General features: G+C 51.4%; 11 protein-coding genes. 4 read left to right on the forward strand and 7 right to left on the reverse strand.

The genetic code is table 11. The annotated features are described in order from the left end of the window. The 3 genes from PEH01S_RS05160 to PEH01S_RS05170 all read right to left on the reverse strand — a co-directional run. Window positions 1-354 (reverse strand): hypothetical protein (locus PEH01S_RS05160; RefSeq protein WP_127484176.1); only part of this gene is annotated, 354 nt, incomplete at its 3' end. A gap of 38 nt (window positions 355-392) precedes the next feature. After that, window positions 393-806, reverse strand: coding sequence for an SMI1/KNR4 family protein (locus PEH01S_RS05165; protein ID WP_127484177.1), 414 nt, complete (start codon window positions 804-806; stop codon window positions 393-395). 187 nt (window positions 807-993) lie between these two features. Beyond that, a complete protein-coding gene (locus PEH01S_RS05170) occupies window positions 994-2,520 on the reverse strand; it encodes a sensor histidine kinase (protein ID WP_164827682.1) in 1,527 nt (508 codons plus the stop codon). An 877-nt stretch (window positions 2,521-3,397) separates the two neighbouring features. On the opposite strand from PEH01S_RS05170, the gene PEH01S_RS05175 reads away from it, so the two are divergent. Then, window positions 3,398-3,595, forward strand: coding sequence for a hypothetical protein (locus tag PEH01S_RS05175; RefSeq protein ID WP_127484179.1), 198 nt, complete (start codon window positions 3,398-3,400; stop codon window positions 3,593-3,595). Window positions 3,596-3,928: 333 nt separating this feature from the next. Here the strand turns inward: PEH01S_RS05175 and PEH01S_RS05180 are convergent, their stop codons facing one another. From PEH01S_RS05180 to PEH01S_RS05190, 3 genes are all read right to left on the reverse strand, one after another. Continuing rightward, window positions 3,929-6,241: a M4 family metallopeptidase gene (locus PEH01S_RS05180; RefSeq protein WP_127484180.1), complete on the reverse strand. Its 2,313-nt coding sequence runs from the start codon at window positions 6,239-6,241 to the stop codon at window positions 3,929-3,931. 386 nt (window positions 6,242-6,627) lie between these two features. Next, a complete protein-coding gene (locus PEH01S_RS05185) occupies window positions 6,628-8,283 on the reverse strand; it encodes an AMP-binding protein (RefSeq protein ID WP_127484181.1) in 1,656 nt (551 codons plus the stop codon). Window positions 8,284-8,301: 18 nt separating this feature from the next. Next, entirely contained in the window at window positions 8,302-10,263 is a 1,962-nt protein-coding gene (locus PEH01S_RS05190; RefSeq protein WP_127484182.1) for an NADPH-dependent 2,4-dienoyl-CoA reductase, read from the reverse strand. A gap of 191 nt (window positions 10,264-10,454) precedes the next feature. Here PEH01S_RS05190 and pdxR point away from each other — a divergent pair, with 191 nt between their 5' ends. The 3 genes from pdxR to PEH01S_RS05205 all read left to right on the forward strand — a co-directional run bounded on the left by pdxR (window position 10,455) and on the right by PEH01S_RS05205 (window position 13,405). Continuing rightward, entirely contained in the window at window positions 10,455-11,858 is a 1,404-nt protein-coding gene (pdxR, locus tag PEH01S_RS05195; RefSeq protein ID WP_127484183.1) for a MocR-like pyridoxine biosynthesis transcription factor PdxR, read from the forward strand. 105 nt (window positions 11,859-11,963) lie between these two features. Further along, window positions 11,964-12,716, forward strand: coding sequence for an HAD-IIB family hydrolase (locus tag PEH01S_RS05200; protein ID WP_127484184.1), 753 nt, complete (start codon window positions 11,964-11,966; stop codon window positions 12,714-12,716). Next, on the forward strand, window positions 12,713-13,405 hold the full coding sequence (locus tag PEH01S_RS05205; RefSeq protein ID WP_127484185.1) for a M24 family metallopeptidase: 693 nt from the start codon (window positions 12,713-12,715) through the stop codon (window positions 13,403-13,405). Before PEH01S_RS05200 ends, PEH01S_RS05205 begins: the two co-directional genes overlap by 4 nt. A gap of 188 nt (window positions 13,406-13,593) precedes the next feature. Here PEH01S_RS05205 and PEH01S_RS05210 read toward each other — a convergent pair whose 3' ends face one another. Further along, complete coding sequence (locus PEH01S_RS05210; protein WP_127484186.1) at window positions 13,594-14,238, reverse strand: SMI1/KNR4 family protein; 645 nt, start codon at window positions 14,236-14,238, stop codon at window positions 13,594-13,596. Window positions 14,239-14,345: the final 107 nt, after the last annotated feature.

Genomic DNA, 14,345 nt, shown 5'->3' on the forward strand with positions numbered 1-14,345 from the left:
CCCCTCTAGTTCCGGAAGCCCCGCCTTCCGCCGCTGCTCGATGATGTATTGGACATACCATTCGGGATTCTCGGTGTTCCCTCTTATCGACCGGATCGTGCCAAGCCAACGTTCATTCCAACTCATCCCATTGGACATTTTGTGGCCTCGTTTTTCCATCTCAATCGTCTGGTCGTAGGCAAAGGCGGCGCCGTCACGCATGCGCGGCGTATCCAGCAAGGTGATTTTACCATCCGCATCCCGCTTGAAGTCGATATCCTTGTCTGCGACCATATTCGCGTACGCCCCCACAACCAAGACAATAAAAACCACGACCACGACGACCGCGATCAGGCCCCATAGCCATCCACTCATAGCCTACCTCCCGAATGAGACGTTTTTAGGCTTAACATTTATTTAAATTGCTCAAACATGTTGACAACAAATTCTTCGAAGGTCTTTTCCTCTGTTGGATTAATAGATAAATCATCATCATGCCATATTTCAACAATCGCCCAGTGATCCGTAGTTAAAAACCCCACCGCATCTCCGCTAAAATTATCGCCGAACAATAAAACATCCTTTAGCTCGGGATGCGAGTCCTCATCGTATAGATGACCTAATATTTCGTCCACTTCAACTAAACCGCCGTAAAAATTAAAACACGTCCCGTTGACAGTGCCATAGCCAACTTCCCTAAGAAAATCAATATAGTCTTGAGGAATACCTTCGACGATTTCTCTTTGTACTTCAGCCTCGGATAATGATTCAAATTGATGCTTGGAAGGATTCTTTCTTATGATTTCAAGAATATGGTTATATCTCATGTTGGAGCAGCTCCTTATAAAATGGGAAAATTTCGCATTGTATTTCATGTAAATTATATACGAACAAAAGACGTTTGGGAAAGACGAGTTGAAATCTATTATTCGCGATTTAGCTCTCGGCGAAAATAGCAAAGAGGGGCTTGCACCCCTCTTTTTAAAGGACAATTGTATTCGTTTATCTTTCCATTCACACGGACATTGTCTCGCGGATCGGGATCGTAACGACAAGCTTCGTCCCCTCGCCCTCTCGCGAATCGAGCTCCAGCCGCCCGTTCAAATGCAGGACGCGGCCTTTCATCTGCTCCACGCCCATCCCGGAAGATCCAATCTCCATGCGCCGCGGTTCCATACGATTGAACCCGACGCCGTCATCCTCATAAGTTAATACAAAAGCATGGTCCGCAACCGTCATGGTGAAGGTGACATGGGAAGCGTGCGAATGCTTTTTCGCATTGTTAAGCAGCTCCTGAATGATGCGGAAAATATGCTTCTTCGTCGTCAAGTCCTTCGCTTCGATGGCGGACGCCCTCTCCTCCTTGAACTTGAGCACGAACGGCGCGTGGTACGCTTCCTTGTCGAGATACGACCTTACCGTTTCGATTAGCCCGATTTCCTTCAGCAGAAACGGATTCAACTCGAAGCAGCTCTGGCGCAGACTGTTGTTGATCATCTCTACGAAATTGACGATGTTGTTCAGATGCTCTTTATCTTCTTTATTCATCGCGTACTTGTCCAGCAAAGAAATGAATCTCCGTTTGAGAAAAAACAAGTCCTGCATCGTCGTGTCGTGCAGATCAGCCGCAATCCGCAGCCGCTCCTCTTCCTGCAATTCGAACATGACTTTGCGGAACCACTGAATGTCCTGCGCCGACTGCTCGTTCGGAAGCTGCGAAGCAAGAAGCTGCATTTTCGCAGTCAGCTTGCGGATCAGGTGTACATTCTCCAAGCTGACTTCCAGGTACGAGGTAATCAAGTGCAGCCATTGGATTTCTTCTTTGCCCAGCAAGGTGTTGGCTTTATTTCGTGTGATAACCAAATAGCTTGTATATTCTTCATGCCGGTGAATCTCAATACAGGTGTACAGCGGGTGCTCGGACAAAGCCGACGTTTGAAGCAGCAGCTTAATCTCGGCCGCATCGATGTCCCCTTCGGCGATGATCTCGGTATCGTGCTCGTACTGGAATACAATGGCCCCGCCCATCACTTCGAGCGTCTGAACAATGTCCACGAGCACAATGTCCTTCAACTCGCGAAAGCTTGAGATGACCCCAAGGTTCTTGGAAATTTTCTTCAAAGCGGTACGCAACCTGAACTTTCTCGGAAATAAAAACGCTTCAAGTCTCGTTGTAAAATATTCAACCGAATACAGGACGAAGGAAATCATGGCGACGGAGCCTGCAAAAATAAACAAAATCTGCTTCTCGTCAGCGAAGTTCTGAAATAGGAATGCGAAGATTGCGGTAAATAACCCCGCCGGTACAAGGGCAAGCAGACTGGCAAAACCAAAGCGCCGAAGCACCAGACCGATATCGTATAGTTGGTTCGAGGCAATCAAGTATGCGAACGAGATCGGGAAGAATAAGATGAACGAGCTTGTATATAAGCCATTGATATATTGAGTACCGACGAGCAAATAAGGAAGAAACGACAAAGATATGGCCGGTAAAAACGAAATAAGCAAAGAGAGCCATACATTTCTTACAATGCTTAACAAATATGATTTTTCCTTGCGAACTCTAAGATACAGGAAAGTTAAAATTACAATATTAGTTAAAAATCCTGCGATAAAAAAACTCATGACAACAGAACCATCACACGCATAAATCTTTGATACCATGGGAGGATAAAAATATAGAAGTTTTATCAAAAATCCAATCCCTACGATTGAATATAAATATTTTAAAATCCAACCAGGTAATTTAACACTCCCTTTTTCTTCAAAAAATACAACTAGAAAATGATAAAAAACCACTGGAAGCAGCACCATAAAATTACCCATTAGGATCTTGCCTATAGTGTCTCCTCTAACAGACGCCCCTTGACTCATATATATAATTCCGCAAGTTAGAAAGACAACCGCAAGCAGCTTAGCTGATGGCGAACGACGCATTTTCAAGAAAAGCAATCCCGCCATAAATAAGCATAATCCTTCCTCTAATAACGGAAGAATAGTATAGGTGAAGAGATCTTTATCACTAACAACAACCTCGTGTTCCAATCCGTCTCTTGATAGTACAATGCTATGTACTTGTTCTACAGCGCTCCAATAGGTAATTATTAAATTTTGATCAGGAAGTATTCCGTCAACTTTTTTTATAACATCCCCAAGTTGAATGTCAAGATTACTACTAGCACCTTCCTCAGCCAATTCAGTAACAACCCATTCGTTTTGTTGATTCAATCCAAGATAAATACCTAAAAATGGAGAATTAAATGTAATAGAAGAGCACCAAATCTGTAGTCCAATGAAGATCGACACAAAAAGCAACAGTATTATTTTTTTCCCCATAAAACTCTCCCGCATGCTTACTTTTCACAATTTTCTTGATATACTATTTTTTAATTAAACATGGCAGATAAGGGGACCAGACATGATGATTCAATTAACTCCGCAGTTACATCAAGCCGTTCATAAATTAAAAATCATTGATGCGCGAGAAAGTATAAACCCTTTTTTGAAAAATCTTCCACTCTCTACCGCAGAAACCTATGCTGCAATCACTACCTTCTCACAACCAGCACAGTCCAGAGTAAAATCCTTGAAATTACTAGGAGGAGATTGGCTGTAAACCGTGAGTATTATTTTACCAAATAAAAAAGATATTGTATATTAGGTCTTTCCTTCTATAAACATCTTTTTAGAAATACATAAACCAATACTTACGATCTATCCTGCTCAAAAAACAATGGCAATATGACTACTACACTTGCCATGAAGGTAAGAAAACAATATAGTCAATAGCCCTGCTTACGTGCGTTCTTGATTCTTGGAAAGCCTCAACTGTAGTACACGTACAACATCAAAATTTGGTGATTTTATAAATAAATGCGATTTACTCTGCCCTACAACCAAAAAAAGACCGCACCTGCTAACAGGTACGGCCTCTTATTCCTTCCAACGCTTAATCCACCAAGCTCCACAGAGCCGGCACAAGCGCCGGCTCCCATCCTGGAAGCGAGGTATGGGCTTGAAGCGCTTTATACGTTTTGCCGCCATAAGTTACGAGGTCATTGATCTTATACGCTACGTACGGCGCCCATGGCTGCACCGTCGATGCCGTATCTGTCGTCACCGTTACCGGGTTACTTGCGGCCGATACGTTGCCGGCGGCATCCTTCGCTTTGACCGTGAAGGTATAGGCGGTTTCGGCGGTCAATCCGCTCACCGTGGCCGTTGTGCCTGTAACCGATGCGGCCAAAACAGAGCCATTGTACACGTCGTACCCCGTCACGCCGACATTATCCGTGGAAGCATTCCATGACAAGGATACGCTCGTCGAGGTTTTGCCGGTCGAAAGCAGCCCGGTCGGCGCGGTCGGCGGCTGCGTATCCGGGTCGGAGGACGTGGACGTCGTTACCGTGATCGGGCTGCTTGCCGCCGATACGTTGCCTGCCGCATCCTTCGCTTTGACCGTGAAGGTGTAGGCCGTTCCGGCCGCCAATCCGCTCACGGTAGCCGTCGTTCCTGTAACGGATACGGCCAAGGCGGAGCCGTTATACACATCGTAGCCCGTCACCCCTACGTTGTCCGTGGAGGCGTTCCATGACAGGGTTACGCTCGATTGCGTTTTGCCTATCGATGTCAGGCCGGTCGGCGCGGTCGGCGGCTGCGTGTCTTGCGCCGGAGGACTTCCTACGCCTACGGCGCCGTAGGCGGCTTTCACGGAGTTGACCTGCGTGGAGTTCGCCCCGAACAGATCGGTAGCCGCTTGAATCGCCGCAGCGCGAATGGCCGCAAAATTGGAGGTTGGCGTCAGGTATAATGTAAGCGTTTTATACATAATCTTTGCCGCATCGCTGCGACCGATTCCCTTGACCGTCACCCCGTAATGCGTGCCGCCTTCTGCCAGCAAATAAAACGCTTTGTTGTTAATCCCGCTGTTAATATGCACACCTCCGTTATCGTCAGAGCCCCGATACAGCTTGCTGTAATGGTCCGGCTGGTTGTACAGCTCCGGATTTTCCATCGACCGCAAAGCGTCGCCCGGCCTGTTCGGCGTGTAAATGTCGTCGCCGATCAACCAGTTTTTCCCTTGAATCGCGTTGCCGAAAATATCCGATATCGACTCGTTAAGCGCGCCGGATTCGCCTTGGTATATCAATCCCGCCGAATGCTCGGTCACGCCATGCGTCAATTCGTGACCGATAACATCAAGATCCCCCGAGAAGGTGCGGAATAAGTTGCCGTCCCCATCGCCATAGGCGATCTGTACGCCGTTCCAGAACGCGTTGTTATAGTTCCGGCCATAGTGAACGCTGGATTTGATCGCGAGACCTTTGCCATCCAGACTATCCCGACCAAAGTTGTTCTTGTAATAGTCGTAGACGACTTCGGCGTAAGCATGCGCGTCAACCGCGGCCGGGTCGGTCCATACATTGTCCGAATCCGTCAACAGCGTGCCCGGCAGCGACTGGCTATAATTCGCAGAGTACGTATAAATGCCTCTTCCGCGCGTGCTGTCCTGAAGCACATACTGCGACCCGCTTGCGGTAGTCGTAAAGGTTTTCGTATCCCCAAGCACGCCTACGCCCGTACCGGTAGCATGATCGAGCATGCTGTACTTGTTGACGATATTTCCGTTGTCCGCGTTGATGAAGTAACGCACTCGCTGCGGAGAAGGCTCAAGCACGTTGACTTCGGTCATGTAAACGAGAAGGTTTTCCCCGTTGGACGGATAAATATTCAGCTCCGCGGTCTGCTCCCTCTGCTGGCTGCCCAGCTTGCCGATCCGCTTCTCGGTGTCTTGATTGGCGATCGCAATCGCCTTCTCCGCGCTAATTTTGGGCGTCAGAGGGACCAAGGACTGCTGTCCCGAATCGGGGACGGTGCTTCCGATGTACGACGTAACATTGCCCTGCTTGTCAAAGTGCAGCGTCTGATCCGCGCCGAATACGGGAATTCCCTGGATATACTGCTTCAAGCGGACATGGTGTGTTCCGGTCTCGGCATCGGTCACCTGCTGTGTGATTCGGATGCTTTGCTTCGTATCCCCTGCCAGTCCGAGAACGCTTTTCCTCGATTCCAAATAGCCCCAGACCTTTTCTTCGTTCGACATGCCTTGCGGGGCAACCCACGTTTCCCCGATAAATCGCGGTGCCGCCATTGGCACAAGCCCGCCCTCGGAGGCGTTCGGCACGTTCGATGCGGCCCCCGCAGGCAGCGCAGCCGTCGTCATCATGGCCCCCAGGGCTATGACGGTAAATACTTTTTTCATAATAACCTCATCTCCCATCATTCAATTTCACTTGCAGCCTGCAACCGGTCAATCTACGAGTACTCATCCCTCCTTACAAGGTTTTATGTCAGACTGAAACCTCTATGCGAGTACAACCAGATGTCCGTATCGGAAAACAACAAAAAAAGGAAAGCGTTCACCATAGCGAAAACGGGCTCACCACCGGGTGTCTGCACACGTTCGTCGTTTTGGAACCGCTTTCCTTTTTTTTTAGAATACTGTAATCTACCATGGCTGTCAATTAGCCTTAGGTCAATTTTTTATAAAGTTAAGACTGTCGCAGAGATCTCTATGGCAGCCGGCTCCGGCACGATCTCGTCAATGAGAAAACCTCTTCAGCGCGCATAAAACGGCTCTATGTCCGCCTACGCCTCTTGAATCTGATTCGCCCGTTCGTAAAGCAATCTGCGAAGCAATTTGCCCGATCCGGTCTTGGGCAGCTCGTTCAAAAACTCGACTTTGCGCGGATATTTGTATACGGCCATGTGCTCTTTGGCCCACTCGACGACGTCCTGCTCCGTCACTTTCCCGACGGCTTCTTCCTTGAGCACGACATACGCCTTCACTTCCTCGCCCCGGTAATCGTGGGCTACGCCAACGACGCACACCTCTTTAATCGCCGGATGCTTGTGCATGATGCTCTCCACTTCGTTAGGGAAGACGGAAAAGCCCGACGATTTGATCAGCTCTTTTTTCCGGCCGGAAATATGGACATAGCCGTCCTCGTCCACGTATCCCAAATCCCCGGTCAAAAACCATCCGTCGACAAACGCGTCCGCCGTAGCCTGCGGGTTTTTCCAATAGCCCTTCATGACCATCGGTCCTTTGAAAGCAAGCTCTCCCTGCTGTCCGGGCGGAACCTCCACGGTCGGATCGTCCATGGCAACGACGCGAACATCCGCATCCATCAGCGGGATGCCGGCTGAGCCAATCCTCGCGTTTTCCATAAAATTCATCGTAATCTGGGCCGTTGTCTCGCTCAGCCCGTAGCCTTCCAGCAGCCGGGTGCGGGTGACTTCGTAGAAGCGTTCAAAAATTGGCTTCGGCACCGGAGCGCCCCCCGACAGGCATCCCGACAGGGAAGACAGATCGTAATTCCCCGCGTTCGGGTGGTTAATGACCGCGATATTCATCGTAGCCGTGCTGACCCAATGCTGGATTTTCAGCTTGTGAATCGCTTCCAGAACGACGTCCGGCACAAAACGGTGGAACAGCATGATCGCTCCCCCATTGCAAAGCGGCGACCCCATGCAGTTGATCAGCCCGATAACATGAAACAAAGGCATCGCCGCCAGATGGCGGTCGCGCGGCTTCGTTCCCACCCCGTCCCTGAACGAAAACGCGTTGGCTACAATATTGCGGTGCGTCAGCTCCGCGCCTTTGGGCATGCCCGTCGTTCCTGAGGTGTATTGCAGCACGGCGGTATCGTCCAAGCAGGCATTGGCCGGGGGGATCGGATCGTCGAAATGGATCAGCTCCAGAATGCGCTCCTCTCCCGGAAGCCTGCTTATCGTTCTCTCCATTGGAGCGAACGACATCGGAAACTCCGGATGATCGGGGGCAAAATCCGTCAGCGCCGTCGAGATGATCCGCAGCCCGGGAAACTCCGGCAAAACCGGACACAAATGCTCCAGCAAGTTTTCCTGAACGAAAATGGCCTTGGGCTCGGCGTCGCCCAGCAGATGGCTCAGCTCCGCCCGCTTGAACATCGGATTCATGGGCACCGCGATCGCGCCCAGACGCTGCACGGCCAGAAAGGCCATGATAAACTGCGGGCTGTTCTCCATATAGAGGGCGACGGTATCGCCCTTGCCGACACCTCTTGCATGCAGCTGGGAGGCGAGCCGCAAATACATGTCCGCCAGCTCGCCATACGTCATGATCTTGCCATAGAAGTAAACCGCCGTATCGTCGGGATTCGTTCGTGCATGTTCCTCAACATAGTTTTCCAGGACCTTGTCTTCAAAGATGAAATGCCGCGGAACATCTTTGGGCCACACCTTGTACCATGCTTTTTCCATGCTTACCCCTCCATATCGTTATTCGGTCATCGCAAGCCTGCCTTCCTCATAAGCAATGCATGCGCCCTCATAGATGGCTCGCTTGGCATCCAGCTCTCCGGGGAAGCGGGCCCCGCCGATCTTGACGACAGGAATCCCTGCCCGCTGCACGAGCGTCTCGTCCCACGTTTCGGACAATTGTCCGGCGGCGAGGATGACGGTGTCGGCGGGAATTTTTTTCGTTTCCGGCCCGCGCTCCGTCTGCAGCTGTATGACAACGCCGTCTTCATCGATGCGCTCGTAGCTTAAATCGGTCAGAAATTGAACCTTCTTCTGCCGCAGATGCGCCAGAAGCGCCCAACGGGTCGTTTTGCCGAGCGTTTCGCCGGGTTTGCCTTTCCTGCGAAGCAGATAAATCTCACGCTCCGCCTGCTCGGATAAGTAATGCGCCAGATCGCAGCCGATCCCTCCCGCGCCGATAATAACGACCCGCTTCCCAACCTCTGTCTCTCCACGGAGCACTTGCTGATAGGTCACTACATGAGGGAGCGAGGTACCCGGCAGCTCGGGAATTCGCGGTTTGATGCCGCTGGCCAGCACGACCAGCTCCGGGGCAAGAGCAACGATTTCCTCGGGCGACGGACTATGGTTTAAGCGAATATCTACGCCTAAGCGGCTTAATTCATGCTGATAATAGCGCAGCGTTTCGCCAAACTCCCGTTTGCCGGGAATCCGCTTCGCCAGATTCAACTGCCCGCCGAGCCGGTCTTCCTTTTCGTACAGCACAACTTGCTCGCCAATTTCGGCCAATGCCCGTGCCGCCTCCATCCCGGCGGCTCCGCCTCCGATCACCGCGATGCGGCGGGGACGGCGCACCCTGAAAGGCTTCCATCTCGATTCCCGGCCCGCCCTCGGATTGACCAGACACGAGGCCGGCCGGCCATCGAACACTTGATCGAGGCACGCCTGATTACACGCGATACAGGTGTTGATCCGGTCGAATTGCCCGTCGCGGGCTTTGCGCAGCAGGTCGGGGTCCGCCAGAAACGGCCGCGCCATCGACACCAAGTCGCACGCTCCGCGCTGCAGCAGCTCATCGGCCAGCCGGGGATCGTTAATCCGGTTGCTGCCGATCACCGGAACGTTCACCGCCCGTTTGATCATTTCGGCGATGTGAATGTATCCGGCCCGGGGCACCATCATGGAGATGGTCGGCACCTGGGATTCGTGCCAGCCGATTCCGACGTTAATCGCATCCGCTCCAGCGTCGGCCACCATGCGGGCGAACTGCAGCGTTTCTTCCTCCGTCGTGCTGTCCGGGACCAGATCGGCGCCGGAAAGCCGGAAAATAACCGGGTAACCGGGTCCGACCGCTTCGCGGACGGCCTGAATGATGCGCAGCGCGAATCTTGTCCGATGCTCGAACGAGCCGCCCCATGCATCGGTGCGCTTATTGGTCGCCGGGGATAAAAATTGATTGATCAGATACCCTTCCGACCCCATAATCTCGACGGCATCGAATCCGAGGTCCGCCGCCTTCTTCGCGCTGGCCGCAAAGCGGGCGATAAGCTCGTCAATTTCTTCGGCGCTAAGCTCCCTTGGCGTGTGACGATGGATCGGCGAACGAATCGCGGAAGGAGCTACGGCGGGGATGCCCGTCAGATCCGAATAGGCGTACCGTCCCGCGTGAAACAATTGGGCGGCGATCCGCCCTCCGGCTGCATGCACTTGGGCCGTCAAGCTTTCCATATGCTTGCAATGCTCATCCCGGTAAAATCCCAGGAAATTATGGCCGCCGTCCCCTTCGGGCGAGACGGAAATGCCGCCTGTCACGATCAGGCCCGGACCGTCCTGCCCGGCTCTTTCCTTATAGAAATCGATCAAGGCTTGACTGCCCGACTCTTCCCCCTCCAACCCGGTATGCATCGAGCCCATAAGGACACGGTTGGGAAGCTCCAACCGTCCCAAGCGTATCGGCTCAAACAAATGATCCAGCTTCATTGTCTCTCTCCCTTTCGTTTCACAGGACCTGCTCTATTCATCATTTATATGCAGGACCTGCTATTTATAACATCCGCTTCGCAGGCTGGTTTACATCCCGGATTCAACCTGCGTATAATTATATTTATTTATATCTATTTATAACTAAACATCATTAATCCATACGAATTTGTCGAAGTTGAGGGTGTAAGATGCGTGAGCTTTCCTTAGAACTTTTGCCGACTCAATCGCCTTTGTTTTTTCAAATTTACGGTTATTTCAAAGATGGAATCCGGTTGGGGCAGTTGCCGTACGGCTCATTTCTCCCTTCCATTCGAAGCTGCGCCCGCACGCTGAAGGTCAGCAAAAATACGGTTGAAACCGCGTATCAGCTTCTCGTCTCGGAAGGCTACCTCCGCACCATTCCCAAAAAAGGCTATCAGGTTGTTCACCAAGCCGAAACGCTCGTACATGATCCGGGATCGGCTTCAAGCGACGCCTTGAACAAAGATGTCCAAATCGATTTTCGATACGGGAATATCGAGCTGTCCGCTTTTCCGTTCCATCCATGGAACAAAGCGCGCAACACGCTGATCGCGCATTATCAAAGCAAGTATGAAGTGGAAGGACATTCCCAAGGCGAATACCTGTTAAGGAACGAGCTGTCCCGGCTGTTGTATGAATCCAGAGGCGTGGTGTCCGGGCCCGGGCAGATTATTATCGGCTCCACGCCTCAGCAGCTCTTATCCCTGTTAAGTCAGCTTCTGGACAAGAACCGGAATATCATCGGCGTCGAAAACCCCGGCTACGACGGGGCAAGAAATACGTTGATCAACCATGGCTTTCAAGTCCGTGCGATTCCGCTGGCCGAAGACGGTATTTCGATCGAAGAGCTTGAAAAGAGCAGGGCGAATGTGGTGTATGTGAGTCCTTCCCAGCAATTCCGAAACAAGCTGGCGATGTCTCAAGACAAACGGCAGCAGCTGATTCAGTGGGTCCGGTCGCACGCAGGTGCGGATTCGGTTAAATACATCATCGAGGATGACTACGAATGGGAGTTCAGGTATGACGATCGTTATTTGCCGTCCATTCAAAGTCTGGCCCCCGAGAAAATCGTGTACATCGGAAGCATTTCCAAAACTTTGCTGCCGGTCGCCAATCTAAGCTATCTGGTGCTTCCCAAGGCGATGCTGCCTTTATTTCGCTTGAAAGTAAGGGAATACGACCAGCCTGTTTCGCGGCTCGATCAGCTGGCCTTGGCCCGCTATATAGCCGGCGGTTATTGGCATAAGCATTTGCTCAAGATGCGGAAGCACTATGAAGAGAAACGGGAAGCTCTATTCGAAGCCATATCCCGGTACGGGTCGTACTTTGTGGAGGTCGAGGGAAAAGATACCGGGCTGCACGCTCTCCTGACCGTGAAAACAACGAAATCCGAATCGGAGCTCCTTGCGTCGGCGTTGGAAAAAGGCGTCAAGGTTTACGGGACATCCAGATACTGGCTTCGTCCTGCAAGCGAGTATCCTACCATACTGCTTGGTTATGGAGCCTTGAGCCGCGATGAGATTCGTGCCGGCATCCGGCGGTTGACCGAGGCTTGGTTCGGCCCCGTTTGAACCGGCTTGCGACTTGTCCCATTGAATTTATTCATTCTGTCCCTTTCGCCATCATCCGAAAGCATTATGATTGGTAGTATGACTGCTAGCGAGGTGAATTGACAGATGAACTTTATTTTCGACATGGACGGGACGATCTGCTTTAAAGGGCGGCCCATTTCGAAAAACATTCTGGATTGTTTACTGGAATTGCAGGAAGCCGGCCATTTTATCGGCTTCGCTTCCGCGCGGCCTTTCCGCGATATGCTGCCTGTACTGGACGAGCGGTTTCACGATCACCTCCTCATCGGAGCGAACGGGGCGATGGCTCATTACCGGGGAAAGCCTCTCTACTTCAATGCCATTCCTGCCGAACTTGCCCGCGAAATCGTAGCTATCCTGGATGAGTATCAGGCCGAATATCTCATTGACGACAAGCTGAACTACGCTTTAAAGTCGCATCGGCATCATCCTCTGCTCACGAGTCTGGACCAAAACAAGCTTGCGGAACGCGTAGACGTGAGCCGAATCGAAGCTTTCGTTAAAATTGTCGTGCTTTCGTGCGGCAGGTTTAAAGAATTAGCCGAAATGTTTTCCCGGTTGGATGTAACGATTCATTATCATTCGGCCGAAGGCATCTTAGATATTACTTCGAACAACGTCAACAAAATGAGGGGCCTGGAGCAAACAGGTCTTGGACTGGAGCCGTTTATTTGTCTGGGCAACGATATGAACGATCTCCCGCTGTTCGAAAAGGCCCTCCATTCCATCGTCATCGGGGATTTCGCGCCTCTGCTTCATATCGCCAAAGAGCAAATTCCAGTGGATGACCGGGTCGAACAAAACATTATATTCAAGCTGAAGGAGCTTAGCGCATGAATTCTTATTTGACACAACGACACCTATCCCTGCGGGAGGCCGAGACGAAAGCGGCCGAGCTGTTCAGAGCGATCGAAGACAAAGGCCTGCTGCGCAGCGGCGTAACCGAAAAGCAAATCAACCGTGAAATTTACGAGCTGGCGTTCCAAATGTTCGGTATCAAAAAATATTGGCACAAGCGCATCGTACGGGCCGGAAGAAACACGCTGTACCCTTACCGGGAAAATCCCCCGGACTTAACCGTCTCCGACGAAGATATTGTGTTTCTCGACTTTGGCCCGATCTTCGAAGACTGGGAAGCCGATTTCGGCCGGACCTACGTTCTGGGCGACGATCCGAACAAACTTAAGCTGCAGAGCGACATCGCTCTGGCATGGGCGGAAGGGAAAGCCTTCTTCCAATCCCAGCCCCAGATTACCGGCAGCGAGCTGTTTGCTTTTGTAAGCGGGCTTGCGGCAAAATACGGCTGGGAATTCGGAGGCCCGCACGCTGGACATCTCATCGGCGAATTCCCGCATGAGCAAATCCAAGGCGAAGAAGTCGAGAACTACATTCATCCCGACAATCACGTTCCCATGAGAGCCCCGGATCAGAACGGCCATCCACGCGATTGGATCTTGGAGATCCATTTCGTCGACCGGAAGCTCGAAATCGGCGGTTTCATGGAACAGCTATTGACCGTCGATTAGGATGTAAGGCTAGATCCCCCCTGCCTGCGGGGGGATTCCCCTCGCCGAGCGGCGCTGTCGTTCAGAGGAATTCCTCCTTTCATTCTGCAATATCGCGTTTCTTTTCTCTTCTTTAAACATTCTTCGACAAACATTCTTCGACGTTATTCCTATAAATTCCTTCTATGGAAATATAATGATCCATTTATTTACAGCTTCTTGCGGGCCTCTTTTTTAAACACGTCGATGGCATGACTGTCGAGTGAAAAGAATACATCGTCCTCATCTTCCTCCTCGATTTCCACTTCAAGGTTGTCAACCTGGCCGGTGAGCCTGTCAATAAACTCGCCGAGGCTGGACGCAAGCACATACTTGTCATCCTCGTCGCGTCCGAAATTGATGAGCTGTCCGGGCGTTCCGTCCGGGCCGGGGTTCATGTCGAAGCCGATAGCATTACCCGCCCCGTCATAAAATACGGGAATCCATCCGGTGTCCGCATAGACGGGCCGAATGACTCCGGCCGGATGCGATTGGCAAAACTCTCCGAGCTCCCGCAAGCCTTCGTCCCCTTCCGACTCGATCAGCTCCTTCCACTCGCTCCATCTGCGGAACATGTCCTCCACCGACAAAAAATCCAAACCGAAAATGACACCGTACTGGTGATTCTGTCCATTATTCAGCCGGTACAGCTCTTTCAGCTCCGAAGGCAGCTCCATCCCCATTTGGCGCTCGATGTCAGCGATCTCCTCCGGCAAGGCCGGGCCGTTTAAATAACAGTTGAAACGACCGGCTTTTTGATTCATGGCACTCACGAATGAAGTCCATGCTGCGGCTATAGAAGCGTTGTTGCTCATTGGAGTTCCTCTTTTCTATAGAAATGTGTATTTTGTTGTGTTTTGTTGTAATTCGTTTGACTTTTTCCCCTGACGGGGATTATGATAATCGTAACGAAAGGGGAGGG

This window comes from Paenibacillus ehimensis NBRC 15659 (assembly GCF_004000785.1).
GTDB classification, from domain to species: Bacteria; Bacillota; Bacilli; order Paenibacillales; family NBRC-103111; genus Paenibacillus_G; species Paenibacillus_G ehimensis.